23 protein-coding genes and 2 pseudogenes are annotated in these 24,049 nt (G+C 70.9%); 13 read left to right on the top strand and 12 right to left on the bottom strand.

Annotated features, from left to right (window positions below):
• Positions 1 to 34 precede the first annotated feature (34 nt).
• On the bottom strand, positions 35 to 1,774 hold the full coding sequence (locus ACFY0D_RS15635) for a protein kinase (protein ID WP_390798847.1): 1,740 nt from the start codon (positions 1,772 to 1,774) through the stop codon (positions 35 to 37).
• Positions 1,775 to 1,886: 112 nt separating this feature from the next.
• Here ACFY0D_RS15635 and ACFY0D_RS15630 point away from each other — a divergent pair, with 112 nt between their 5' ends.
• A complete protein-coding gene (locus ACFY0D_RS15630) occupies positions 1,887 to 2,483 on the top strand; it encodes a hypothetical protein (RefSeq protein ID WP_390798846.1) in 597 nt (198 codons plus the stop codon).
• A gap of 70 nt (positions 2,484 to 2,553) precedes the next feature.
• A complete protein-coding gene (locus tag ACFY0D_RS15625) occupies positions 2,554 to 3,336 on the top strand; it encodes a DUF4239 domain-containing protein (RefSeq protein WP_301364873.1) in 783 nt (260 codons plus the stop codon).
• 75 nt (positions 3,337 to 3,411) lie between these two features.
• Here the strand turns inward: ACFY0D_RS15625 and ACFY0D_RS15620 are convergent, their stop codons facing one another.
• From ACFY0D_RS15620 to ACFY0D_RS15610, 3 genes are all read right to left on the bottom strand, one after another.
• Positions 3,412 to 4,581 carry an MAB_1171c family putative transporter gene (locus tag ACFY0D_RS15620; protein ID WP_390798845.1) on the bottom strand — a complete coding sequence of 390 codons (1,170 nt, stop codon included), beginning with the start codon at positions 4,579 to 4,581 and terminating at the stop codon, positions 3,412 to 3,414.
• Positions 4,578 to 5,135: a toxin-antitoxin system, toxin component gene (locus ACFY0D_RS15615; RefSeq protein ID WP_390798844.1), complete on the bottom strand. Its 558-nt coding sequence runs from the start codon at positions 5,133 to 5,135 to the stop codon at positions 4,578 to 4,580. The genes ACFY0D_RS15620 and ACFY0D_RS15615 overlap by 4 nt, the downstream gene beginning before the upstream one ends.
• 64 nt (positions 5,136 to 5,199) lie before the next feature.
• Positions 5,200 to 5,868, bottom strand: coding sequence for a helix-turn-helix transcriptional regulator (locus ACFY0D_RS15610; protein WP_030010986.1), 669 nt, complete (start codon positions 5,866 to 5,868; stop codon positions 5,200 to 5,202).
• A gap of 217 nt (positions 5,869 to 6,085) precedes the next feature.
• Here ACFY0D_RS15610 and ACFY0D_RS15605 point away from each other — a divergent pair, with 217 nt between their 5' ends.
• From ACFY0D_RS15605 to ACFY0D_RS15590, 4 genes are all read left to right on the top strand, one after another.
• On the top strand, positions 6,086 to 7,075 hold the full coding sequence (locus tag ACFY0D_RS15605) for a helix-turn-helix domain-containing protein (protein ID WP_390798843.1): 990 nt from the start codon (positions 6,086 to 6,088) through the stop codon (positions 7,073 to 7,075).
• A 133-nt stretch (positions 7,076 to 7,208) separates the two neighbouring features.
• Positions 7,209 to 8,576 carry a 6-phospho-beta-glucosidase gene (locus tag ACFY0D_RS15600; RefSeq protein ID WP_390798842.1) on the top strand — a complete coding sequence of 456 codons (1,368 nt, stop codon included), beginning with the start codon at positions 7,209 to 7,211 and terminating at the stop codon, positions 8,574 to 8,576.
• Positions 8,577 to 8,774: 198 nt separating this feature from the next.
• On the top strand, positions 8,775 to 10,757 hold the full coding sequence (locus ACFY0D_RS15595; RefSeq protein ID WP_390799089.1) for an MDR family MFS transporter: 1,983 nt from the start codon (positions 8,775 to 8,777) through the stop codon (positions 10,755 to 10,757).
• A 98-nt stretch (positions 10,758 to 10,855) separates the two neighbouring features.
• Complete coding sequence (locus tag ACFY0D_RS15590) at positions 10,856 to 11,518, top strand: GPP34 family phosphoprotein (protein WP_390798841.1); 663 nt, start codon at positions 10,856 to 10,858, stop codon at positions 11,516 to 11,518.
• Between the two features lie 64 nt (positions 11,519 to 11,582).
• Here the strand turns inward: ACFY0D_RS15590 and ACFY0D_RS15585 are convergent, their stop codons facing one another.
• The gene (locus ACFY0D_RS15585; RefSeq protein ID WP_390798840.1) at positions 11,583 to 12,074 is read right to left on the bottom strand and encodes an NUDIX hydrolase; all 492 of its coding nucleotides are present in this window, start codon (positions 12,072 to 12,074) and stop codon (positions 11,583 to 11,585) included.
• Positions 12,071 to 12,688: a helix-turn-helix domain-containing protein gene (locus ACFY0D_RS15580; RefSeq protein ID WP_390798839.1), complete on the bottom strand. Its 618-nt coding sequence runs from the start codon at positions 12,686 to 12,688 to the stop codon at positions 12,071 to 12,073. Before ACFY0D_RS15580 ends, ACFY0D_RS15585 begins: the two co-directional genes overlap by 4 nt.
• A gap of 66 nt (positions 12,689 to 12,754) precedes the next feature.
• Between ACFY0D_RS15580 and ACFY0D_RS15575 the strand changes: the two genes are divergently transcribed.
• The gene (locus tag ACFY0D_RS15575) at positions 12,755 to 13,732 is read left to right on the top strand and encodes an NAD(P)/FAD-dependent oxidoreductase (RefSeq protein WP_390798838.1); all 978 of its coding nucleotides are present in this window, start codon (positions 12,755 to 12,757) and stop codon (positions 13,730 to 13,732) included.
• A gap of 212 nt (positions 13,733 to 13,944) precedes the next feature.
• Positions 13,945 to 15,345 (top strand): FAD-dependent oxidoreductase, encoded by a 1,401-nt coding sequence (locus ACFY0D_RS15570; protein ID WP_390798837.1) that lies wholly within the window; start codon positions 13,945 to 13,947, stop codon positions 15,343 to 15,345.
• Positions 15,346 to 15,401: 56 nt separating this feature from the next.
• Here the strand turns inward: ACFY0D_RS15570 and ACFY0D_RS15565 are convergent, their stop codons facing one another.
• Positions 15,402 to 16,508, bottom strand: coding sequence for an ATP-dependent DNA ligase (locus tag ACFY0D_RS15565; RefSeq protein ID WP_390798836.1), 1,107 nt, complete (start codon positions 16,506 to 16,508; stop codon positions 15,402 to 15,404).
• A gap of 75 nt (positions 16,509 to 16,583) precedes the next feature.
• Here ACFY0D_RS15565 and ligD point away from each other — a divergent pair, with 75 nt between their 5' ends.
• Positions 16,584 to 17,603 carry a non-homologous end-joining DNA ligase gene (ligD, locus tag ACFY0D_RS15560; protein WP_301364855.1) on the top strand — a complete coding sequence of 340 codons (1,020 nt, stop codon included), beginning with the start codon at positions 16,584 to 16,586 and terminating at the stop codon, positions 17,601 to 17,603.
• A gap of 13 nt (positions 17,604 to 17,616) precedes the next feature.
• On the opposite strand, the gene ACFY0D_RS15555 is transcribed toward ligD, so the two are convergent.
• From ACFY0D_RS15555 to ACFY0D_RS15545, 3 genes are read right to left on the bottom strand one after another with little or no spacing between them, the layout of a single operon-like run.
• Positions 17,617 to 18,024 (bottom strand): hypothetical protein, encoded by a 408-nt coding sequence (locus ACFY0D_RS15555; RefSeq protein WP_390798835.1) that lies wholly within the window; start codon positions 18,022 to 18,024, stop codon positions 17,617 to 17,619.
• The gene (locus ACFY0D_RS15550) at positions 18,021 to 18,455 is read right to left on the bottom strand and encodes a MarR family winged helix-turn-helix transcriptional regulator (protein WP_390798834.1); all 435 of its coding nucleotides are present in this window, start codon (positions 18,453 to 18,455) and stop codon (positions 18,021 to 18,023) included. Before ACFY0D_RS15550 ends, ACFY0D_RS15555 begins: the two co-directional genes overlap by 4 nt.
• A gap of 53 nt (positions 18,456 to 18,508) precedes the next feature.
• Entirely contained in the window at positions 18,509 to 18,736 is a 228-nt protein-coding gene (locus ACFY0D_RS15545; protein ID WP_390798833.1) for a hypothetical protein, read from the bottom strand.
• Positions 18,737 to 19,090: 354 nt separating this feature from the next.
• Between ACFY0D_RS15545 and ACFY0D_RS15540 the strand changes: the two are divergent.
• Positions 19,091 to 19,708, top strand: a pseudogene (locus tag ACFY0D_RS15540) (transposase family protein); the annotation flags it as partial.
• A gap of 76 nt (positions 19,709 to 19,784) precedes the next feature.
• On the opposite strand, the gene ACFY0D_RS15535 reads toward ACFY0D_RS15540, so the two are convergent.
• A complete protein-coding gene (locus tag ACFY0D_RS15535) occupies positions 19,785 to 20,930 on the bottom strand; it encodes an SMI1/KNR4 family protein (RefSeq protein ID WP_390798832.1) in 1,146 nt (381 codons plus the stop codon).
• A 631-nt stretch (positions 20,931 to 21,561) separates the two neighbouring features.
• On the opposite strand from ACFY0D_RS15535, the gene ACFY0D_RS15530 reads away from it, so the two are divergent.
• The 3 genes and pseudogenes from ACFY0D_RS15530 (at position 21,562) to ACFY0D_RS15520 (ending at position 23,435) form a co-directional block, all read left to right on the top strand.
• Positions 21,562 to 21,927, top strand: a complete 366-nt coding sequence (locus ACFY0D_RS15530) for a hypothetical protein (protein ID WP_390798831.1) — start codon at positions 21,562 to 21,564, stop codon at positions 21,925 to 21,927.
• A gap of 422 nt (positions 21,928 to 22,349) precedes the next feature.
• A pseudogene (locus ACFY0D_RS15525) lies at positions 22,350 to 22,990 on the top strand (IS256 family transposase); the annotation flags it as partial.
• Between the two features lie 79 nt (positions 22,991 to 23,069).
• Positions 23,070 to 23,435, top strand: coding sequence for a DUF4288 domain-containing protein (locus ACFY0D_RS15520; RefSeq protein ID WP_390798830.1), 366 nt, complete (start codon positions 23,070 to 23,072; stop codon positions 23,433 to 23,435).
• A gap of 91 nt (positions 23,436 to 23,526) precedes the next feature.
• Here the strand turns inward: ACFY0D_RS15520 and ACFY0D_RS15515 are convergent.
• Positions 23,527 to 24,049: hypothetical protein (locus ACFY0D_RS15515; RefSeq protein WP_390798829.1), on the bottom strand; the 523-nt coding region annotated here is incomplete at its 5' end.

The following is a 24,049-nucleotide window of genomic DNA, read 5'->3' as shown; positions in this document are numbered from 1 at the left end:
GCCTGGCGGGTGAACCCGGGCGCGGCCGCCGGTGTCAGCCCCCGGTGCGTACGAAGGTCCGCACCGCGGTGTCGAAGTAGCCCCGGGCCTCGTCGCCCTGGCGGACCGGTGAGGACACCCACACGTCGTAGAGGCGGCCGTCCTCCTCCCAGCACAGGTCGCGGGTGTGCCGGGGGCCCTCGGCCGTCGAGAAGCCGTCCCACGTGAACAGCCACAGGGCGGCCTGCCGGCCGTTCTGCGAGGTGGTCACGACCTCGGCGTCACGGTAACCGGGGTTGGTCCCCGGCCCCTTGGCGTGGGCGCGCTGATGGACGGCGAGCGGGCCGCCCGACTCGGGATCGGCCACCTTGATGCCGATGCGGAAGGTCTCACCGGGTGACATGTAGAAGATCCGCGGACCTTCCACCTTTCGGGTGAAGCCGAGCGGGACCGCGAGCGAGAAGCCCTCCGGATCGGTGACGACGCGATAGCCGGCGGGTGCGGGCTTGTCGTCGGACGAGGGGGAGACCGTGTCGATCTTCTCGCCGGTCGAGGCGGAGGTGGGTGCGTGCGGCCGGCCGGCCGCCCCGCTCGTGGACGTCTGCCCTCCGTGCTCGCCGTTGTTCATGAGCAGCGCGGCGGACACGCCCGCACCGGCGATCGCGGCCACCAGCAGACCGGCGATCAGCGCCGCCCCCGGCCGCCGCTTCCCGGGGGCGCGTACGGGCCCGGGCGCGGGCGCCGATACGGGGGCCGAAACCGGCGTCGGCGCGGACTCCGGGGCCGCGCCGGGCTGCGTCGGACTGTGCGGGACCGGAGGGTGCGGGGCTGGGTTCTGCGGGGCCGGGGCCGGGTTCTGTGGGACCGGGGTCTGTGGGGCGGAGTCCTGCGGGGCCGCAGCGGACTGCGCAGGGCTGTGAGGGGCCGGGGCCGGGGTGTACCGCGTCGGCGTGTACCGCGCCGCCGCATCCGCGCACTCCCGCAGCATCTGCTCGGCGCGCTCCGCGCCGAGCCGCCCGGCCGGATCGCGCTCCAGCAGCCCCCGCACCACCGGCAGCAGCGGGCCGCACGCCTCCGGGGGCCGGATCTCGTCGAAGACCACCGCGTGCAGGATCCCGCCGAGCGAGTCCCGCCGGAAGGGCGAGGCGCCGCTGAGGGCCGCGCACAGCAGGGCGCCCAGCGACCACAGATCGGCCTCGGGCCCCGCCGGCGTCTGGCCCGACATCCGCTCGGGCGCGGTGTATTCGGGGGAACCGACGAAGGATCCGGTGGTGGTCAGCGTCGTGGCGCCCGACACCTGCGCGATGCCGAAGTCGGTGAGCACGGGCCGCCCGCCCGGCGCCTCCAGCAGGACGTTCGCCGGCTTGATGTCCCGGTGCAGCACCCCGGCCGAATGCGCCGTGCGCAGCGCGCCGACCAGCGCGATCCCGATCCGGGCCGCCTCGGCGACGTCCACCGGGCCGGTCCGGGAGAGCCGGTCGGCGAGGGAACCTCCCTCGACCAGTTCCATGACGATGTACGGGAGTTCGCCGTCCTCGACGATGTCGTGCACCACGATGATGTGGGGGTGCTTGAGCTGCGCGGCCGCCCGTGCCTCGCGGAGTGTGCGCTCACGCTGGTGCCGGGCCTCTTCCCCGGACAGCGCGGGGTCGAGCGCGACCTCCTTGACGGCGACGTTCCGGCCGAGCAACAGGTCGGTGGCGCGCCACACGATGCCCATGCCACCGCGTCCGAGCTTGGCGTCCAGCCGGTAGCGCCCTGCGATCAGACGGGCGTTCGCCCCCTCGGTCCCCATGGCGACATCATGCCGCATCGCGGATCAGCACCCGTCCGCGGCGTGTCGAAGCCGCCCCTTGATCGTTTCTTCAGCGGTAGCCCTTACTTCTGCGGATTTCGGGAGGCGCGCGGTGACCGCTTGGCAGTACTTCGCCGGGGCGGGCCTGGTGGCGGCGCTCTGCCCGCTGCACGGCCATGTGGCGGTCGCGGGCGAGGACGACGGTGACGGCTACGGAGCCCGCGTCGACCTGTGCGTGCCGTCCGGGGAGCCGGAGAGGCCGGTCTTCCGGCCGCCGTCCGGGTGGCCTTCGGTACGGGTGGCCGTGCCCGGCGCCGAGCGGCCGACCGTGCGTCACCCGGGGCGGCCCGCGGAGTCCGCCACCCCCACGGTGCGGCCCGTGCGGCCGGCCGAGCCCGCGCGGCCGCGTCCGCCGGGCGCGGTCGTGGAGCGTTCAGCGGAGGCGAGGGCCGGGGGGTCGGAGCCGCCGGAGCCCGCGGCGGGTCCCGAGGTCCGGGACGAACCGGCGTCGGCCGACGCCCCCGCCCCGCCCGCGGCCAGGGCCGCCGCCGCACGGGTGAGCGCCTTCCACGTGCGTCCGTACCGCTCGGTGGCGCTGGAGCGGCGCGGCCCGGGCGGGATGTCCACCGTGATGCTCATGGTCGTCGTCACCACCCCGGCCGTCCTCGCCGCCGCCGCACTGCGCCCCCGCTCCAAGAGCCGCAGCTGACCGCTGCGGCCCCTTCACACCCCCGTCCGTCCGATCCGCCGATCCACCGATCCACACCGGGAGAATCCACGTGTCCGAATGGCTGGTCCTGGCCATCGCCATGGCGCTCGTCTGCGCCCTCGTCCTCGCCATCACCGCGATCCGGCACCGCCGGGCCGCCGACGACGAGGACACCAGCGAAACCCCCGATGTCATCGAGTACATGACGATGATGGTGGGCGTGGTCTACGCGATCGTGCTGGGCCTGGCCATCGCGGGCGTCTGGGAGGCGCGCGGCGCCGCCGAGGACAGCGTGCGCCGTGAGGCCCAGGCCCTGTACGAGGTCACCCAGCGCGCCGACGTCTACCCGGCGGCCGTCCGCGACCGGATCCGGGGCGAGGTGGACGCGTACGTCTCCCACACCGTCGCCGTGGACTGGCCGCGGCTGACCTCCGGCGACAGCGCCTCGGCCGAGGGCGCCGCACTGCTCGGCAAGCTGCGCACCGACGTCACGCACCAGAGCCCGGCCAACGAGCTCCAGGCGCAGGCCTACCAGCCGCTGCTGGACCACATCGCGGCCGCCGACGACGCGCGGCACTCGCGGACGCAGAGCTCCGAGTCCACGCTGCCGGGCGTGGTGTGGTTCGGGCTGCTGGTCGGCGGGCTGGTCACGGTCGGGCTGATCTTCACCCTGCAGATCCGCCGCTCCGGCCGGGAGCTGCTGCTCGCCGGGCTGTTCAGCGCGCTGATCGTGTTCCTGCTCTTCATGGTGTGGAGTTTCGACGCGCCGTACGGGCGGGAGGGGATCGACTCGGCCGCACCGTTCCAGGACCTGTTCCCTGCCACGGCGGCGGCGTCCGTCGCCAGCCGCTGAGGGACGGCCGACGGGCGCCTGGGGGGTCTTGCCGGTCGTGCCGGGCTCGATCGGCGAGGCACCCCCCGGTCGCCGCTAGACGGTCACCTCTCGCCGGACGGCCTGCACCACCGGCGAGTGCCGCAGCGCGTCGGAGATCCGCAGCAGGTCGCGCGGACCGTCGGCGGTGTCGAGCAGGGTCTCCTCGTCCTCCCCGATGATCTTTCCGTCGGGGTCGGCGGAGCGGGCCTGCACGGCGGCCGTGACCATGGCGGCCTCGGCGACGGCGCGGGCCGTCTCGTCGTCGGCACCGTCGGCGACGGCGCTCTCGTAGGCGTCGTCGCCGAGGCCTTTGTCGAAGTACGGCCCGAGGTGCAGGAAGCCGTCGTGGATGTCCGACTCGCGCTGGATCACCCGCAGTTCCGCGGCGGACCACCAGGCCATCTGCACGGAGGGCGTGCCGCTGGGCGCGGAGATCTGCACCTCGTGCCAGAGCGGGCCGAGCCGGCGGTACGTCGCCCAGGTCTGCCAGTGGTCCGACAGCCGCTGGCAGACGAGCGGGACCACGAAGCCCATCGCGCTGATCAGTGCCCCGAGGGAGGCGAGCGGTGGAGCGACGAAGGTGCTGAGGTCGTCCAGGTTGTGACCGGACCAGCGGGCGACGACCGCGGTCATCTTGGTGGCGTCGTAGGCGAGGTTGAAGATGTAGCCGACGACGATGATCGCCAGGCCGACCCGCAGCCAGCCGCGGACCTGGAGCGACCAGCGCCAGCACAGGACCACCATCACCACCGCGGCCACGAAGTGCGCCATCAGGTAGAGGGCGATCATGTGGCCGATGTAGGGCGTGTTCGCGTAGTAGGTGTCGAAGTCGCGCAGCCGCTCCGCCGGGGTCTCACCGAGGGCGAAGAGCACGATCAGGGCGACGACCACCACGCTGTAGCCCTGGATCCAGCGGCGCGAGACGCGTCGGGTCTGTTCGGGCGGGCCGCCCCGCCAGTTGACCATCAGGATCAGGCAGGAGGCGCTGAAAGCGGTGATCAGGCAGTAGACCAGGGGGGCCGAGACGTTGACGATCCCGGTCCAGCGGTTGACCGCGGCGATCGTGGGCGGCGCGGCGAAGGCGAACACCGCTCCCGCCAGGGTCAGCAGGGCGACCACCGATCGAAGCAGCGGGTCGCGCCAGTTGTGCCGCAGGGCCGGCAGCTTGAAGGCGAGTGAGACCGCCATCGCGGCCGCCGGTATGTAGTAGTCCTTGCCGTTCAACGCTCGTTCCTGTGCCCCCGGTAGCCCAGCGAAGCCTCGATCCGGCCCGCCAATTGATCACGCTGGACCGGAGCGCGGTGGCCGGCTGATCCGGCCAGCCAGTTCCGACACCGACTACCCAGCAGTAAGCCGAAGGTTTCGGCCTCGGTCTCCTCCTGGACGTCGGCGCGCGTGCGCGCGGCGACGCGGCGCACGGTCTCGCCGATGTCGGCCTCGTCGGTCAGCAGCCGCGCGGCGACGGCGGCGCCGTCGACGTGGTGGCTGCAGTGGCCGGCCTTCATGTGCCACAGCTCGTGGCCCAGGATCACCAGTTGGTGGTCCGGCGCGGTGCGCTCCTCGATGACCACGAGATCGCGGTCCGCCATGTCGAGCCACAGGCCGCTGGCCGTCCGCGGCGGGAACGAGGCCATCCGGAAGTCCACCGGGCGGCCGCGGTGTCTGCTCATGCCCTCGCAGAGGGCAGCGTAGAGGTCCACGGGCTCCACGGGCGCGGTCAGCCGGATCCCGGCCACCAGCTCCCCGCACAACCGCCGCTGCTCTCTGCCTATGCTCACCGTTCTCCCCGTCGGCGCGGATCCGGATCAGGACTCAAGGATCAGACCCAGACTTTCGACTGGGTCAGGATTCGTTCGGTTTGACGCTTTCGAGGAGCATGTCCAGCCATTCGGTCACCTTGTCCCGGTGCTTGTCGCTGGGCAGTTGGGCGGCGCGCCAGGCGATGCCCCGTACACCGTGGTTCTGGAGGAGTCTTGCCAGTGGATCGCCCGCCGATGCGGCCGAGGCCGGTACGGTTTCCCGCGCCCGCCCCGCGAAGTCCTGGAGCAGCTGTTGTTCGGTCCGCTGGAGCGCGTCGGTGAGGGCGTCGGAGTCGTGCGCCGTGAGGAACCCCGCGTGCACTCCGAAGAACCGCTGGATCGCGTCGCAGTGTTCCATGGTGGGGCGCCGGTCGCCGTTGATCAGTGCTCCGGCCTGCTGCCGGGACATGCCGGCGCCGTCCGCGATCTCCTGCTGCGTGTAGCGGCGGCCGTTCGGTTTGACACGTGTCCGCCGGAGCAGGTCGAGACGCTGGAGGAACCGGGTCTGGAGATCGGGTTCGCCGGCCGGCCTGCCGTCGAGCAGGGTCCTGACCACGTCCGTGGGTACGCCGGAGGCCTCGGAGAGCCGCCGCAGGTCGAAGACCTGGTTCAGGTCGCGGCCCATCTTGCCCGCGAGTTCGGCGACCCGCGTGATGGTGGCTGCCATGGGTGCGTCGGCCACCGCGACGGGAGCCGGGAAGCCGTCTGTCACCAGTGGTTCTCCTAGATCGCGCGAAGTCGGTATGGGCACATGGTCGGCTTCTGGAATCTAGCCGCTCTCGCCCGGAAGGGCTAGAACGTGCCACAGCTGTGGCGGGAATGAGCTGTCAAGAGGCTGGAATTGCCACAATAGTTGACACTCGAATGAAGTCGGTAGCAGGATCGCCACACGGAAATGAAGATCCAGACCGGAGGAGGGGGAGCTCTCAGTGCCACATCTCGCAGCGGTGGGCCCGTCCGATGGACTCGCCCGAGCCGGTGAAGAGCGCCTGGCGGGCGAGGAACCCGCCCGCGGCGCCGTGCGGTCGGAGCGACGCAAGGAGATTTTGCGCCAGCGCCGCGAGGAGCTGGGCCTGAGCCAGGAAGACCTTGCCGCCCGGCTGCGCATCAGCGTCCGCGCGTACGGGAACTGGGAAAGAGGTCTGGTCAAGGAGTGGACGGACCGTAAACTCCTCGCCCTGGCCGAGGCCTTGGAGATGAGCGAGCGCCAGTGCTTCTGGCTGTTCCGCGTCATGGTCGACCGCGATCCGCCGCCCACGTGGCGGGCCGCCGAGGAGAACCGGCTGCCCGAGGATCCGGCGCAGCGCGACTACCTGTGCGACTACGCGGCCCTCATGGAGTCCGTGCCGTACCCGAGCTTCCTGGTGGACCACCGCTGGGACGTGGCCCTGACCAACTCGGCCTTCGACCAGCTCTTCCAGTCGGTGAGACCGCACCCGACGGCCCTGCCGGACGACAACTTCCTGCGCTTCGTGCTGTTCCACCCGGACGCCGCTGCCGTGCTGGAGGACCACGAACCGGCCTGGTGCGTACCGCTGCTGGCCCAGTTCGCGACCGCGCTGGCCGGGGCTCCCGAGGACGAGGGGCTGCGCAGCATCCGCCAGGAGGTGGCCCGTGACCCGTTCATGGAGGCCGCCTACCGGTACGGGGTGCCGCACTGGCTGAGCACGCACGGGACCGACGCCGCCGAGCTCGACGGGGCGGTGCGCACCGTGCGCCACCCCGACCCGCGGTGGGGGCTGGTGCGGTGCCGGATGGTGGCCGAGACCAGCCGGATGCTCGGCGAGATGGGGCTGACCCGGATCACCCTGATCCTCTCGACGCCCACGGGCGCACCGAGGGGCCCCGTCCGCGGCGGCGCCGGCTTCCCGCAGCAGCAGGGCGCCAGGCTGCGCGCCGTGCCGTCGCCGGTGGAGTGACCGACCGGGGCAGACTGGTGCCGGCGGTCGCGTGCCGTGGCTTTTCGTGTCACCGATCGTGTCATCGATCGTGGCACCGGCCGTCACGGTGGCGTCGGCAACGGGATCTGCACTGGCGAAAGGCGGTAGGGGCGTGCGGCTGACGATCCTCGGCGGGGGCGGCTTCCGGGTACCGCTCGTCTACGGAGCTCTGCTCGGCGACCGCGCCGAGGGCAGGGTCTCCCATGTGACGCTGTACGACGAGGACCCGGCGCGGCTCACCGCCATGGCCCGTGTGCTCCGCGATCAGGCCGCTGCCGCGTCCGCGGCCGATCCGGCGGTGGAAGCCCCGGCCGTCACGGTCACCGCGGAGCTCGACGAGGCCCTGCGTGGGGCCGATTTCGTGTTCTCCGCCATCCGCGTCGGCGGCCTGGACGGGCGCGCCGCGGACGAGCGGATCGCCTTGGCCGAGGGAGTCCTGGGCCAGGAGACGGTGGGCGCGGGCGGGATCGCGTACGGCCTGCGGACCGTGCCGGTGGCGCGCGCGATCGCCCGCAGGATCGCCCGTACCGCCCCTGAGGCGTGGGTCATCAACTTCACCAACCCGGCCGGGCTGGTCACCGAGGCCATGGCCGAGGAGCTCGGCGAGCGGGTGATCGGCATCTGCGATTCCCCCGTGGGCCTCGGCCGGCGCATCGCCCGGCTGCTGGGCGCCCGCCCGCAGGAGGCCTGGATCGACTACGTCGGCCTCAACCACCTGGGCTGGGTACGCGGGCTGCGCATCGGCGGCCGTGACGAGCTGCCCCGGCTGCTGGCCGACACCGAGGCCCTGGAGTCCTTCGAGGAGGGCCGGCTCTTCGGGGCCGAATGGCTGCGCTCGCTCGGTGCGATCCCCAACGAGTACCTGCACTACTACTACTTCAACCGTGACACGGTACGGGCGTACCAGGAGGCCAAGCAGACGCGCGGGGCCTTCCTGCGCGACCAGCAGCGCGGCTTCTACGCCGAGGCCGGCCGGGCCGGGGCACCGGCCGGGGCGGCGCTGGCCGCCTGGGACCGTACCCGGGCCGAGCGCGAGGCCACGTACATGGCCGAGAACCGCGAGGCGGCCGGTGCCCCGGAGCGCGAGGAGAGCGACCTCGAATCCGGGGGCTACGAGAAGGTCGCGCTCGCGCTCATGCGGGCCATCGCCCGGGACGAGCGGGCCACGCTGATCCTGAACGTCCGGAACCGCTCGACGCTGTCCGTCCTCGACGCCGAGGCCGTCATCGAGGTGCCCTGCCTGGTCGACGCGAACGGCGCCCACCCGGTGGGCGTCGCACCGCTGCCCCTGCACGCGGTGGGGCTGGTGACGGCGGTCAAGGCGGTCGAGCGGGAGATCCTGGCGGCGGCCGCGAGCGGTTCGCGGGCGGACGCGGTCAAGGCCTTCGCGCTCCATCCGCTGGTCGACTCGGTGGGGGTGGCCCGGCGGCTGCTCGACGGGTACGCGGCGGAGCACCCGGGCCTTGCCTACCTGCGCTGATCCCGGCGCACACGGCCCGCGCGGCCGGGGCGGCGGGCATCCTCCGTCCGGCCCGGCGCGCGTCCCCCGTTCGGCTCGGCGCCGCATGCGCCCCGGCGGGCGCGCTGTGACAGTGCGAGGGTGACCACTGCCCCCGCCACGGCCCCCGCGCCCCCCGAGATCGACCGGCGGCGGCGCAACGTCATCTTCGGCACGATCATGCTCGGCGTGCTGCTGGCGGCGCTCGACCAGACGATCGTCGGGACCGCGCTGCCCACGATCGTGGGGGACCTGGGCGGCGGCGACCACATGTCGTGGGTGGTGACCTCCTACCTGCTCGCCGAGACCGTGGCGACGGTCCTGGTCGGCAAGTTCGGCGACCTCTTCGGCCGGAAACTGATCTTCCAGATCTCCGCCATCGTCTTCATCAGCGGCTCCTTCCTGTGCGGCCTGTCCGGCAACATGACCTTCCTGATCGTGTGGCGCGGAGTCCAGGGCATCGGGGCCGGCGGCCTCATGGTCACCGCGATGGCGCTGATCGCCGATGTGGTGCCCCTGCGCGAACGCGGCAAGTACCAGGGCATGATCGGCGCCGTCTTCGGGGTCGCCACCGTCATCGGCCCGCTGCTCGGCGGCTTCTTCACCGACCAGCTGAGCTGGCGCTGGTGCTTCTACGTCAACGTCCCGATCGCGATCCTCGTCGTCATCGCGGCGGCCAGGACGATCCCGGCGGTCCGGGCCTCGGGCAAGCCGGTGATCGACTACCTGGGCATCGCGCTGGTCGCCGTCGGCGCCGGCGCGCTGATCCTGGCCACCAGCTGGGGCGGGAACGAGTACGCGTGGACCTCGCCCGTCATCATCGGCCTGTTCGCGGGCGGCGCGGTCGCGCTGGCGCTGTTCTGCCTGGCCGAGACCCGCGCCGCGGAACCGATGCTGCCGATGCGGCTCTTCCGCAATCCGGTCTTCTCCGTGTGCTCCGTCCTGAGCTTCGTCGTCGGATTCGCGATGCTCGGCGCGATGACCTTCCTGCCGACCTACCTCCAGTACGTGGACGGGGACTCGGCCACGATCTCGGGCGTCCGGACCCTGCCCATGGTGATCGGCCTGCTGATCGCCTCGGTCTTCAGCGGCAACGTCGTGAGCAAGACCGGCCAGTACCGGATCTTTCCGATCGTCGGCAACGCGGTCATGGGCGTCGGCCTGTACCTGCTGTCGCGGATGGGGCCGGGGACCGGCACCCTGCTCGAATCGCTGTACATGTTCGTGCTCGGTGTGGGCATCGGCCTGTCCATGCAGGTGCTGACCATCGCCGTGCAGAACACCGTCGACTACGCCGACCTGGGCACGGCCACCTCCGGCGTCACCTTCTTCCGTACGCTCGGCAGCGCCTTCGGGACGGCGGTCTTCGGGACGATCTACGCGAACCACCTGGGGCCCGGACTGGAGGCGGCCTACGTGGAGGCGGCGCGGCTCTCCGGGCAGGATCCGGAGCAGCTGGCCAGGGCCGCGTCCACCCCGGAAGGGGTGCACCGGCTCGATCCGGCGGTCGCCGCCCCGGTGATCGACGCCTACGCGCAGGCCCTGCAGACCGTGTTCCTGTACACCGTTCCGGTCGCCGTGTTCGGTTTCGTCGTCGCGCTCTTCCTCAAGCAGGTGCGGCTGCGCGACAGCGCCCGGGCCGGGTCCACGGACATGGGCGACGGGTTCGGCTCACCGGCCACGGCCTCGGGGGATTCGGCCAAGCTGCTGGAGCTGGCCGTCGGCAAACTCGTACGGAACATGGGCGCGGACACGGCGCGGGGGATCGTCGAGGCCTCCGACACCCGGCTGGACATCGCGGGCGCCTGGGCGGTGATGCAGGTGGAGCTGATGACCCGGACCGTCGGCCACGCCAGCCTCGGACTGATCGCCGGACGCCGGTCCCTGCCGCCGGAGGTGCTGATCCCGGTCTACGAGCGGATGGCGGACGAGGGCTTCGTCAGCAGGGAGAACGGCTTCGTCACCCTCACCGCGGCCGGGCGGCGGGAGGCCGACGTCATCTCGAAGGCGTGGGCCCAGTGGCTCGGGGACCAGTTGGAGAAGGACCGGGGGCGGCCGCGGAGCGCCGAACTGCGGGTGGCGGCGGACGCGATCGCCAAGCGGTTGCTCGCGGAGGACCTGGGGGAGGGCAACTTCGCGCCAAAGGTGGTGGTGCGGCGGTAGACCCGGGCCCGGAGGGGAACCTCGAGGGTCGGTCACTCGTCATCCCCTACGAGGCAGTAGGACAGCCGGACCGGCAGACGGACGACGGGGGGCCGCTCGTGAGGATCACACTGGCCGAGGAGATCATGCTGCTGTCCCTGGACGACGAGTCCGGGGCGGCGCGGCAGCGGCAGTCGGCGGGCTGGGCCGTGGCGGGCGCGCTCCTGCTCGAACTCGTCATGGCGGAGCGGGTGTCGGTCTCGGGCAAGTACCTGGAGCTCAGGAACACCGAGTCCACCGGGGAAGAACTGCTCGACGGCCGGATCCGGTTGATGGAGGCCTGGCTGCGGGGCCGCGGCAAGCGCCGGGTGACGGACTGGCTGACGAAGGACCAGCCCAAGGCGGTCAACGCCGCCCTGGAGAGGCTGGGCGAGCGCGGGCTGGTGGTCGCGCAGGTGCACAAGGTGTTCGGGGTGTTCCCGCAGCGCCGCTACCCGGAGGCGGACGGCACGGTCGAGCGCGCCCTGCGCGAGCGGCTGCGCGAAGTCGTCCTCGGCGGCGCCGAGCCGGACGAGCGCACGGCGGGCCTCATCGCCCTGATCCACTCGGCCAAGCTGCACAGGCTCGCCTTCCCCGGCCGGCGGTCCGACGAGGTGACCGCGCGGACGGCGGAGATAGCCGCCGGCCGGTGGGCGGCCGAGAGTGTCCGGGTGGCCATCCGGGACATGCAGGCCGCGATGGTGGCGGTGACCGCGGTGACGGTCCTGACCGCCACCAGCTAGGCCGCCTCTTCCGGATCTTGCCGGTCACGGCACCGGGCCGTCCGGGCGGGCGCGCGGCGGACGTTCAGGCGGTCGGCGCCGGGCCCGAGACCGGGTAGTCGTACGAGGGGACGGGTGGCAGCGTGGTGAGGTCCGGGCGCCAGGCGCGCAGCACGGCCGCCGACGGGACGTAGAGCGCCGAGGGGATGTCGGCGGGGGCGAACCACTGCCAGCGGGTGATCTTGTGGGGCTCGGTGACGGCCGGGACGCCCTCCGCCGAGGTGGTGACGGCGGCCGCCGTCAGCCGGGTCAGGCCGGCCTGCGCCTCGATCTGCACGGACAGGACCCGGATCGCCTCGGGGGCCGCCCGCAGGGCCGTCTCCTCGGCGAGTTCCCGGGCGGCGGCCTGCTCGAAGCCCTCCCCGGGGTCGACCTTGCCGCCGGGCAGCTCCCAGCGCCCGTCGTGCGCCTGGCCGAGCAGCACCCGGCCGTCCGCCGCCAGGACGACCAGTCCGACGCCGACCACGGCATGGGGCTGCGGCACGGCCCGCTCGGGGCGTTCGGGGGTGGTGCTCATGGACGTCCTTCCGATGGAGGGGTGGGCCGGGCCCGGACATGGATCCGCTCGCCCTGGGGACCGAAGAGGCTGAGGAACTCCGCCGGCTGCGGACCCGCGTTGAAGAAGGCGTGTGGGGTGCGCGTGTCGAACTCGGCGGCCTCGCCGGGGCCGAGGACGAGGTCGTGCCCGCCGAGCAGCAGCCGGATGCGTCCGGAGAGCACGTACAGCCACTCGTAGCCGTCGTGGACCTGCAGCTCGGGCTCGGGCGGCGGACCTTCGAGGGGCGGGAGGATCTGCTTGAAGGCGTGCACCCCGCTGAACTTCCGCGTCAGCGGCACATAGGTGCTGCCGTGCCGGACGAAGGGGCGCGGGCGGATCCGGGGGTCCCCGGTCTCCGGGGCGCCGACCAGCTCGTCGAGCGCCACCCGGTGCGCCCTGGCCAGCGGAAGCAGCAGCTCAAGTGTCGGCCTGCGCTGCCCGGACTCCAGCCGGGAGAGGGTCGAGAGCGAGATGCCGGTGGTCTCGCTGAGCTGGGCCAGCGTGGTGCCGCGCTGCCGGCGCAGGGCGCGCAGCCGCGGGCCCACGGCGGTGAGTACGCCGGCGAGTTCCTCGTCCTGCTCCTCGGTGGCCATGGATCCATTTGCCGCTTCGGCAACAACATTTGTCAAGCGGGCAGCCGTGGGCGGACCCTCGCAGGTATGGACAACGCAAGGGACAGCTCTTTCGACGTGGTGGTCGTGGGCGGTGGGGCCGCCGGGCTGGCCGGGGCACTCACCCTGGTCCGGGCCCGCCGTTCGGTACTGGTCATCGACTCCGGCAGTCCGCGCAACGCCCCGGCCGCGCACATGCACGGGTACCTGGGGCAGGACGGGGAGAGCCCCGGCGCGCTGCTGGCGAAGGGGCGCGCGGAGGTGACCGGCTACGGCGGGGAGATCCGGCCGGGCACGGCCGTCGCCGCGGACCGGCTGCCCGACGGGAGTTTCCTGGTCCGCTGCGGGGACGGCAGGACCGTCCGGGCGGGCCGGCTGCTGGTCGCCACCGGCCTGGTGGACGAGCTTCCCGCCGTGCCGGGCCTCGGGGCGCGCTGGGGGCGGGACGTGCTGCACTGCCCGTACTGCCACGGCTGGGAGGTCCGGGACCGGCCGATCGCGGTGCTGGCCGACGGGCCCCTCGCCGTGCACCAGGCCCAGATCTGGCGGCAGTGGAGCGAGCGGACCACCCTGCTCGCGCACACCTGGCGGCTCACCGCCGAGGACCGGGAACTGCTGGCCGCCCTCGGTGTCCGGGTCGTCGAGGGCGAGGTGACCGGGCTCGCGGTCCAGGGCGACCGGCTGACCGGCGTGACCCTGGCGGGCGGCGCCGTGGTGGAGTGCCGGGCCCTGGTGGTCGCCCCGCGGTTCACCGCCCGTTCGGGTGTCCTGACCGGCCTCGGTCTGCCGACGACGGTGGTGGAGCGGGACGGCCGGGCGATCGGCACCTGCGTCGCGTCGGATCCGGACACCGGAGCCACCGCCCTGCACGGGGTCTGGGCCGCGGGCAATGTGACCTCCCCGCTGGAGAAGGTCCCGGGCGCGGCAGCCCAGGGGGTGCGGGCGGCGATTGCCATCAACACCGACCTGATCGAGGCGGAGACCCGGCGGGCCGTTCAGGCCCACCGCGCGGGCGCCGGCGTCTGAGCGGGTGCGTGCGGTGAGTGGGACGAGCGGGGACCGGGCGTCTGGGTCGTCTGGGTCGTCTGGGGCGTCCGGGATGTGCGGGGCGTCCGGGGCATCGGGGACGTGCGCTGGATCGATTCTCGGACATCTGTGCGGGTTTCGGTCGGCTTCCGTTCGCGCAGGCTCTGGGCGGTGTGATCGTCGTACGGTCCAACGGCTCGGGGGGACGTTCCATGGCACATGTGCTGGTCATCGGCGGAGGCGTCGCGGGAGCCGCCACCGCGCTGCTCGCGGCGCGGCGCGGACACACGGCGGAGGTGTTCGAGCGCGATACGCGGGCCCCGGGCACGGCGCTCGACCGTGACTTCTTCGGCTGGCGGCGGCCGACCGTACCGCAGGCGGCCCAGCCGCACGTGCTGCTCGGAGCCGCCCGCAACGTCCTGCGCGGTGATCTGCCCGACGTCCACGAGGAGATGCTCCGGCTCGGCGCCCGCGAACGGCACGAGCTGGACTGGTTCGACGTACGTCCGCCCGCGCGGCCGGGCGACGAGGACCTCGTGATGCTGCAGGCCCGGCGCATCGTGCTGGAGAGCGCGCTGGCCACGGCGCTGCGCGCGGAACCGGGGGTCGTCGTCCGGTACGGGGAGCCCGTCACCGGGCTGATCACGGCTCCGGATGCGTCCGAGGGTGCCGGGATCCAGGTGACGGGAGTGACCACCGAGAGCGGGAGCCACCCGGGGGACCTCGTCGTGGACGCCGGCGGGCGGCGCGGCGGCACCGAGCGCAGGCTGGCCGAGGCGGGCTGCCGGCCGCCCGTCGTGGAACGGCACCGCACCGGGCTCGCGTACTTCTGCCGCTGGTACCGGCTGCCCGCGGGCATGGACGAGGGGCCGCGTCGGCCGTGGGCGGTGACCGGCGGGCCCTTCGCCGGATGCGCCGTCTTCCCGGCCGACAACCGGGTGTTCGCCGTGACCCTGTTCGTGCACACCGCCGACTCCACGCGCTCGGCGCTGCGCGACCCCGCCGTCTTCGAGGCGGCGGCGCGCGCCTTCCCGCCCGGCGGGGCCTGGCTGGGACTGGGCGCCGAGCCGCTGTCGGGTGTCCTGGCCACGGCGAGTCTGGACAACCGGTGGAGCGCGCTGGTCGACGAAGCGGGCCCGGTGGTGAGCGGGCTGGTGCCGGTCGGGGACTCGATCACGCACACCAACCCGACCCTCGGGCAGGGCACCTCGCTCGCGCTGTGGGCCGCGCGCAGGGTGGCCCGTACGGCGCACCGGGACCCGGGATCGGCGCGGTACGCCGCCGATCACCACGCTTGGGCGGAGCGCACCCTGAAGCCGTGGTTCGACTTCCAGGTCGTCGCGGACGCGGCCATCGGGGAGCGCTTCGCGACCCGGGCGGTGCGCGGCGGGACGGCGCGCGAGGTGTCCGCGCTGTTCGACTGCGCGCTGGAGGATCCGGAGGTGATGCGGGCGCGGGCGAGGGTCCGGCACCTGGCGGATCCGCCGGAGCGCGCGTACGCGGATCCGGAGATCCGCGCCAGGGTGGCGCGCTGGCTGGCGGCCCGGCCGCACTACGCGCCGAACGCGACGGGTCCGGACCGGGAGGAGTGGGAGAAGCTGACGGCGGGCTGAGGCGGGCTGACGGCGGGCTGAGGCGCGGTGGCGGAAGCCCGCGTGGTGGCGGCCGCTCAGCCGGGGGCGCCGTCGGCGTCGTCGGCATCGGTGGCGCCGGCGGTGGGGCCGAGCACCTCGGCGAGGTCGTACCCGACGACCTCCTCCAACTGGGCGTAGGTGCAGCTCTCGGGCGTCCGGTCGGCCCGCCAGCGGTGGAACTGGGCGGTGTGCCGGAAGCGGTCGCCCTCCATGTGGTCGTACTTCACCTCGACGACCCGCTCGGGTCGCAGCGGCACCCAGGACAGGTCCTTCTTGCCGGTCCAGCGGCTCTGCGCGCCGGGCAGCCGGGCACTCTCGTGGGCGGACTCCTCGGCCCAGGCGGCCCACGGGTGGCCGGTCGGGTCGGGCATCCGCAGGGGTTCGAGTTCCTCCACCAGCTCGGCGCGGCGCTTCATGGGGAAGGCGGCGCACACGCCCACGTGCTGGAGGGTGCCGTGGACGTCATACAGGCCGAGCAGCAGCGATCCGACAATCGGACCGCTCTTGTGGAAACGGAATCCGGCGACGACGACGTCGGCGGTACGTTCGTGTTTGACCTTGAACATGAGGCGGGCATCGGGCCGGTAGAGGAGATCGAGGGGTTTGGCGATCACCCCGTCGAGCCCGGCGCCCTCGAATCGCTCGAACCACTCCTGCGCGAGCGCGGGATCGGTGGTCGCGGGCGCGAGATGGACGGGGGGCCGAGCGGTGGAGAGGGAGCGGACGAGGGCGGCGCGGCGGTCGGCGAGCGGGGTGTCGAGCAGCGCGTCGTCGCCCAGGGCGAGCAGGTCGAAGGCGACGAAGCTGGCGGGGGTCGTCTCGGCCAGCAGGGCGACGCGGGACTGCGCGGGATGGATCCGCTCGGTCAGCCGGTCGAAATCGAGGCGCCCGTCATGGACGATGACGATCTCACCGTCCATGACGCAACGGGCGGGCAGATTCTTCTTGAGAGCCGTGACCAGCTCGGGAAAATACCTGGTCAGGGACTTGCCCGTGCGGCTGCCCAGCTCGACCTCGTCGCCGTCGCGATGCACGATGGCCCGGAAGCCGTCCCACTTGGCCTCGTACTGCATCCCCGGCGGGATCTTTGCGACGGACTTGGCGAGCATCGGTTTCACGGGCGGCATCACTGGCAGATCCATGCCTTCGATTCTGCGATGGTACGTCCGGACCTGCCCGGTATGCGCGCATGACCGGGCCCGCCTACCGTGGCGCACATGGGTGCTGCCGGTAATGCGATCGAGTTGGACGCGGGCGGGCGGAAGGTACGGCTGTCCAGCCCGGACAAGGTGTACTTCCCGGAGCGCGGCCTCACCAAGCGGCACGTGGCCGAGTACTACCTGGCGGTCGCGCCCGGCATCACGCGCGCCCTGCGCAACCGGCCGACGACGCTGGAGCGCTTCCCGGACGGGGTGGAGGGCGAGTCCTTCTTCCAGAAGCGGGCACCGAAGAACCTTCCCGACTGGATTCCCACCGCCCACATCGCCTTCCCGAGCGGCCGCACGGCCGACGAGATCTGCCCCACCGAACCGGCCGCCGTCCTGTGGGCCGCCAATCTGGGGTGCCTCACCTTCCATCCCTGGCCGGTGCGGCGCGAGGACACGGACCGTCCTGACGAGCTCCGGATCGACCTGGACCCGCAGCCGGGCACCGACTATCACCACGCGGTGGCGGCCGCCCATGAACTGCGAGCCCTGCTGGAGGAGTTGGGTCTGCGCGGCTGGCCCAAGACCTCGGGCGGCCGGGGACTGCACGTCTTCGTGCCGATCGAGCCGCGCTGGACCTTCACCGAGGTCCGGCGGTGCGCCATCGCCCTCGGCCGGGAACTGGAACGCCGCATGCCGGGCAAGGTCACGACGGCCTGGTGGAAGGAGGAACGCGGCGAGCGCATCTTCGTCGACTACAACCAGACGGCACGCGACCGCACGATCGCCTCCGCCTACTCCGTCCGCCCCCGCCCGCACGCGCCGGTATCGGCGCCGCTGCGCTGGGACGAGGTGGACGACGCGGAGCCCCGCGACTTCGACATCGTGACGATGCCGGCCCGCTTCGCCGAACTGGGCGATCTGCACGCGGACATGGACGAGCACGCCTTCGCCCTGGACGCCGTACTGGAACTCGCGGCCCGCGACGAACACGAGCACGGCCTGGGGGACATGCCCTACCCCCCGGACTACCCGAAGATGCCGGGCGAGCCCAAGCGCGTCCAGCCCAGCCGGGCGAAGCACGAGGACTGACGGGCGGCGGGCGCTACGCGGCGGCGTCCTGCCCGGGGAAGGGGGCGAGGTCGGGTTCCACCCAGCCGCCCTTCGCCCGCGGGGCGGCGAGCGTGGCCGGACGGTAGTAGTGCGTCAGCAGGCGCTTGTCGAGCAGTGCGGGGTGGTGGTCGACGAAGGCGGCGTAGTCGTCATCGCCGGACTCGGCCGCGTGATACCCGACCAGCTCCACCCAGGCGCGGCTGACGGTCGCGTGGTACTTCTGCGGCGCACCCGCGTAGCGGGCGGTCCGTTGGATGCCGTCGCTGACCAGGTCGATCGCCGCGGGTATGCCGCAGCGGCGCACGGCCAGCCAGGTCAGGTGGACATGCTCCCGGTGGCCGAACCGCTCGGCGGTCGCCATCACTTCGGCCATCAACGCGTCAAACGCGGGTTCGGTCATCGGGTCACCTCGGTCAGGGCTTGCAGTGCTGCGCGCAGCCCGGCGACCGCCTCGGCGGACATGCCGCCGAGCGCGCGGCGCTCCAGATCGGCGATGGCCCGCCGGATCGTCGCGGCGGCCAGCACCCCGGAGTCGGTGAGCTCGACGAGCACTGCCCGGCGGTCTCCGGGACGGGCTCCCCGGGAGATGTGCCCACGCCGCTCCAGGCGGTCCAGCACGCTGGTCAGCGTGCTGGGCCGGGTCCCCACGGCGGTTCCCAGCTCGGACACGGTACGCCTGCGGCCGTCGGCGAGATTGGCCAGCGCGTTGATCTCGGAGGCGGTCAGGTTCAGATCGGCCAACTCGGTGGCGAGCACCTGCAGGGTGGCATGGGTGGCCCGCTGGAGCGCCAGCAGGGCCGACCAGTCGGTTGGTGCGGTTTCGGACTTCACGTTTTCGGACTATACGATTTCGATGTATCTGCTGCAAGCGGGCCGGTCTCGCGTTAGGCGGCCTGCCGGTGCTCGGGCGTCTTCCGTGTCTTCACTCCGCCGGCGATGAGCGCCAACCCCACGGCGATGACGCCGAGGTAAGCGGTGGACGGAAGGTCGACGACCTTGTGCATCCAGCCCCACTCCGTGCCGAAGAAGGTCTGCGAAGCGAAGCTGACGAGCCCCTGGGCTCCGATGACGTAGCCGATGCTTTCGACGGTGTATCCGATGGTTGTTCGCACGGATCAACCCTCTCGCGGCGGTGCCGCAGGATCGTCCTCCGCAGGGGCGAAAACGCAGTAGGCCAAAGGGTGCAGTCGCGTGCGCTACTCGGCGCGCACTTCGCTGAGGTCGGCCCCTGTCCGTTCCCGGGCGAAGTGATCAGGCAGTGTGCGGCTGAGCAGGAGGTCTTCGCTTCCCCCGGGACGTTCCGGACGTCGGCAGTCCCGGCGGGAGTGACCGGGCGATGGTGCCCGTCACTGAGCTTCTTCGAGTTGGTCACCGATCGGGTGATGGTCGTGAAGCGCAACGAACGAGGCCCCCGAGGTGTTGATCGAGATGTCTGACGTCTCAATCACGTTGCTCGGGGGGCCTCGTTGGTCATCCATCCTGCCGCACTTGACCTGCCGCATGCGCTCGTGGAGTGGGTCGCCATGTTGGTTGTCACTCGTGAGGGCGACCGGCGCTGCAAGCTCCGTCCGTCCCAGCGGGCGATGGTGGCACTGGTGTACCTGCGAGAGCACACCACTCTGGCGAAGATCGCCGCCGGGTTCGGGATCAGCGAGTCCACCGCCCACGCCTACACCCGCGCGGTCGTCGCCCTGCTCGCCGAACGAGCACCGGGTCTACTCAAGACGCTGCGCGAGCACGATCCTGACTTCATCCTGCTCGACGGAACCCTCGCCGAGTGCGACCGGGTCGGCGACGGCCGGGCCGACTACTCCCACAAACACCGGCGCCACGGAGTGAACGTGCAGGTCGTCACCGACCAGGGCGGCCGGCTGCTGTGGCTGACGACCGGCATCAAACGCAAGCCACTCCAGGAACTCACTCCCACCGAAAAGACCCTCAACCGGGCGCTGGCCGCAGCACGAGCGCCCGTTGAACGCGGTGTCGCGAGCCTGAAGTCCTGGCGGATCTTCCGCAGGTCCCGGTGCAGCCCCAACCGCATGACGTCAATCGTCAAGGCCATCCTCACGCTGGAGCGGCAGCGCTGGAGATCCTTAGTGAGCGCTTCGTCTGGCGATAACCGCCACATGAAGCGCTCACGCGGAACCGAAACCCCTGGGGTCAGTCCTGATCTTGGCTGTACTGGGCCGCGTACCAACTGGAGTCGATGGCGGGGTTGCGCAGCGCCCCCCAGAATCGGTCGTCAGGTATCGGTGGCAGGGGCTGATTGCCCAGGTCCGCATGCAGATCCGCACGCCAGTCGAGAGTGAAGTGACTCCGGGTCTCCGCGCTCTCGCACACGGACCTGTACGGGGACCCCCAGATCCCGAGGGCTATCTTCTCCGCGGCCCACCTGCGCGTGTGGTCTCGGCCGGTGTCGGCCTGTGCGAGCACCGCGCGGAGTCGCAAGGCGAGCGGGCCGGTCTGGTCAGGCTGCGGCAGGGCCACACCGCACTCCCACGCGTCCAGGGCTGTCTTGACCTCCGGGTAGTTGTTCAGACCCGTTTCGACCGCCAGTCTGCGCAGCTGCTTCCGCGCGGCGTCGACCACCTGCTCATACGGCAGGACTGCGATCAGCGCACCGAGTTCCTCATGCCCGTCCAGGTGGCTCACGTGGAGGAGGTCGGTGGGACTGTAGGACAGGTCCAGCTCTGGCAGCTGCTCATCCGGTGCGGGAAGGGGCTCGTCGGCACTGTACTGCGGCCTGGCAGGCGGACGCGCCTCCCAGAACAGCCGGCCGTTGAAGGTGACGACACCGGCGTCCTGGCCGCGCTCAAGCGTGCCGGCCAGTTCGGCCAGATACTCACCCAGCGAGTCGGCCTGCCCGAAACTGGTGCCGGTCTCGTCGAAGAACCGTCCGATCACACCGAAGGAGTCCCGCCCGGTACGGCAATCCATCAGAAGACCGTCCGACGTCACGTCGTAAGAACCGAACTTCACGTAATCGTGAAGCCAGTAGCCCTCGGTCTCCCCGTCGAGGCCCTGGCCGATGCCGCGCATGAACCCGGTGTCCCCGAGGATTCCGCTCACTCCGAGCAGCCGGTCGCCCGTGCTGAAGCGGAAAGCCTCAGGTCCCTCCAGCGCCCCGTTGTGCCGGAGGAGTGAAGCGACCAGGTCCGGAGGAAAGGTGACACCCAGTTCCTGTTGCGCTGCTGCGATCTCCTCGCCGCCTGCAGGCGGCCGAAGCGTGGCAAACGTGCGGGGCGCGTGCTCGCGCAGCCACGCGTCGATGCGAGTCCATGAGTCCTGGACCAGGTCTGATGTCATAGGGCCGACCTTAGAACCAGGGGCTGACAACAGCTTGATCGTCGCTCACCGGCCTTGCCGCCGGGTTGGCGTTCAGGCCGGCAAGCTTCGAGCGGCCCCTTGTCCAGGCTCACCAAGCTGCTGGCACCGGATGCTGCAGCCGCCCACTCGACACTGAAGCCGTGTCCCTCGCTGGTCGTGTCGCTCTAACTCGGGCTCGACCTCTCGCTCCACGGAGCCCACGAGCTAGATCGCGTGTCTCGTTAACCAGCAGATGAAGTGGCAGATGCCACACCCAGATTGGATCGCCATAGGGCTGTAAAGGCGCGGAGCAACGGCTCCTTCACGTCGCACCGCCCCCGCCCCGGCGCGTAGCCAAAAGCGCCACGAAACCTCAACCGTCGAACCAGCAAGCGGATCACTCAGGGCGACTCCCCCGCCAACGGCTGGGCGCGGGGCCCCGCCTACCCGCTGAGCGTGATGTCGAAGCTGGGGCAGCACTTGCCTGAGGGAGCACAATGGTCCGACGGCAGAGCGACAGCAGCGGTCGAGGCCGCTCGTTCATCCGAAGCCCAAGGACAGCACGGTCAAGCAGCTGTATGGGACAGCCTTTCGGTGCGCGAAACCGGGATGCTTGAGGCCGCTGTACCGGATGAATGACGAGACCGGTGAGTGGTTGTTGAACAGCAGTGTCGAGCACATCCATGCCCGCAGCGAAGGCGGGCCGCGCTGGAACCCACATATGTCTGCCGAGGAGAACCAAAGCGCGTCGAATCTGATCCCACTATGCAACGATCACGCCGCCGAGATTGATGACACACCCGAGCACTACCCTACGGAGTTGTTGCGGGAGTGGAAGCAGGCCCAATTGCAGGAGCGTCTCGATCTGAATCGCTCATGGCCTGTCGACGATGCCCAGGCCGCCGAAATCACTTCGGTCTCCTTCGACCCTAATCAGGTTGGTATCTCTATGCCGGCGCAGCGGCGGTGGTCACCGTGGTCCGCCATTCAGGACTGATGATTGAGTCAGCCCGCACGAAACGCCGCAAGGCCGCTCAAGTTGTGGACGCCTGGAACTCTGCCCGGGATCAGGCAACTCGCATGACGCCTGTGTTTGACGCAAACGGCGAGCGTCTAAGAGTGGAGCCGCCACACGTGGAAGTTGAGCCACTGAGAGAGGCTCTGAGGCAGTCCCTACTTGAGGCAAAATCTTCCCTGGAAGAGGCAAATTTGCCCGCTCGTTGGTGAATTGCGCGCCGTACATGCAGCGTGCCCGCGGCTAGGTCCGTGGTGCGATTGGGTTGAGGATGCAGCGCGGCACCTTGCGCACGCGGGCGGTCTCTGGCCGAGCCCACCTGGGCCCGACGACGAAGTATTGCCCGAGGCGATGCTCGAATTGCGTCGAGCGGCTCAGGCGCTAGCTGATGGCTGGCGCGCACGAAGGAGCTCATCGCCCTGGCCGAAGGCCTGCGCGAGTCCACCGAATCGTGGACCGATCTGCTGCGCGACTGCCGCCGATGCGGCATGTGCGACCCCGAACTGGTCATCGGCGACGGCGCCATGGGCTTTTGGCGGGCGCTGGCGGAGGTGTTCCTGGCAGCCAGGCCGCATAGGTGCTGTGTTCACAAAGCCCGCAACGTCACGAACTGCCTGCCCAAGTCCGCCCAGCCAGGGGCGACGAAGGCGATGCAGGAGATCTACAACGCCGAGTCCCGCACCCACGCCGAAAGGCTATCGAGGCGTTCGTGAAGACCTACGGAGCAAAGTTCCCGAAGGCCGTCGCGAAGATCACCGAGGACCGGGACGAACTGCTCGCTTTCTACGACTTCCCCGCCGAGCACTGGATCCACCTCCGGACGACCAACCCCATCGAGTCGACCTTCTCCACGGTCAAGCTCCGCACCAAGGTCACGCGAGGCGCGGGCAGCCCGGCCGCCGCGCTCGCGATGGTGTTCAAGCTGGTCGAGTCCGCCCAGGCGCGATGGCGCGCGATCACTGGAGCCCACCTCGTCCCACTCGTCCGAGCGGGTGCCCGGTTCGAGGACGGCGTCTTGGTCAAGCGCGAGGAGCAAGCCGCATGACCGTCCACAACATCCCGCAGAACCCGGAGCCCTCGAATATTGCTCCGAACGCATGCGACCGCAGTACTAGGGTGCCCTCGTGATCTCTGCAGACCCTGCCTCCGGCCCCATTTGGTTCAGCTGCCGCATCCGCTTCGCACACATGTCAAGCGGCAGCAGCGTGCTTCTCTACTCGGTATCGGTGTTCCTGATCCAAGCTGACGACTACGCGGCCGGCCTGCAGACGGCGCTGGCCCGAGGGCGACGGGAGGAGAAGATCTACACCAATGCGGAGGGCGGCACGGCCAGGATCGCCATGGTGGAGGTGGAAGCCCTGGACATGCTGAACGCCATCGAAGACGGCGTCGAAGTCGCCTGCCTTTGGTCCGACGACATCGTTTCGAATCCGTTCCCGATGGACTTCACGTTCCGGCCAGCAGCATCCAGGCCCACCAACTCCGTGTGATCCAATGCCTCCCAGACGACCGAGAAGTCGGCGTAGTACTCAGCGCCTCATCCGCAAGTCTTGACTATTGCTCATCACGTTGCCCGATAGGTCACTGGAGGAAGTTACTGCGGCGCCGATCATAGAGCTCGAAGCCCTCTTTGGTCATGATCATCACTGCGCTGGCTGCCAGGCCAAGATTCTCAGTCGTTGCCGTCGTGCGCCCCCAAAGGCACCCGTCAGCCTCCTCGATCAGGCTCTCAGTATCGATCTGGAGGTAGCGGGTGTAGGCGTGACCGTGGGCATGCCCGCCACCCATCCGCCACAGGTGCATCGCGTATTCCGCTTCCCGACCACCCGTCGTGGCCAGGGCCTTACTCGCCGCCTCCTTGATCACGTCTGTTGCGACGAGTTTGATCTTGCTTGCCTTGGCTGGCTCGCAACCGATCTGCACCGCAGCTGCAGTGACATCACTAAGTCGATCTTTCATCCTCGCCACGGCCTGATCCAGGTCTCGCTGCTGCTCTGCGTCGGCTGCAGTAACAACGGCTAACACAATGAGGTGGATCGGCTCTGACAGCAGTGCCCTGGGTGGAAGTTGAGCGTTCACCCCGGCGTGGGGAACTTGCCGTGGA

Source organism: Streptomyces sp. NPDC001502, assembly GCF_042894785.1.
GTDB classification, from domain to species: Bacteria; Actinomycetota; Actinomycetes; order Streptomycetales; family Streptomycetaceae; genus Streptomyces; species Streptomyces kutzneri.
This window is presented reverse-complemented; position numbering and strand designations above follow the sequence as displayed.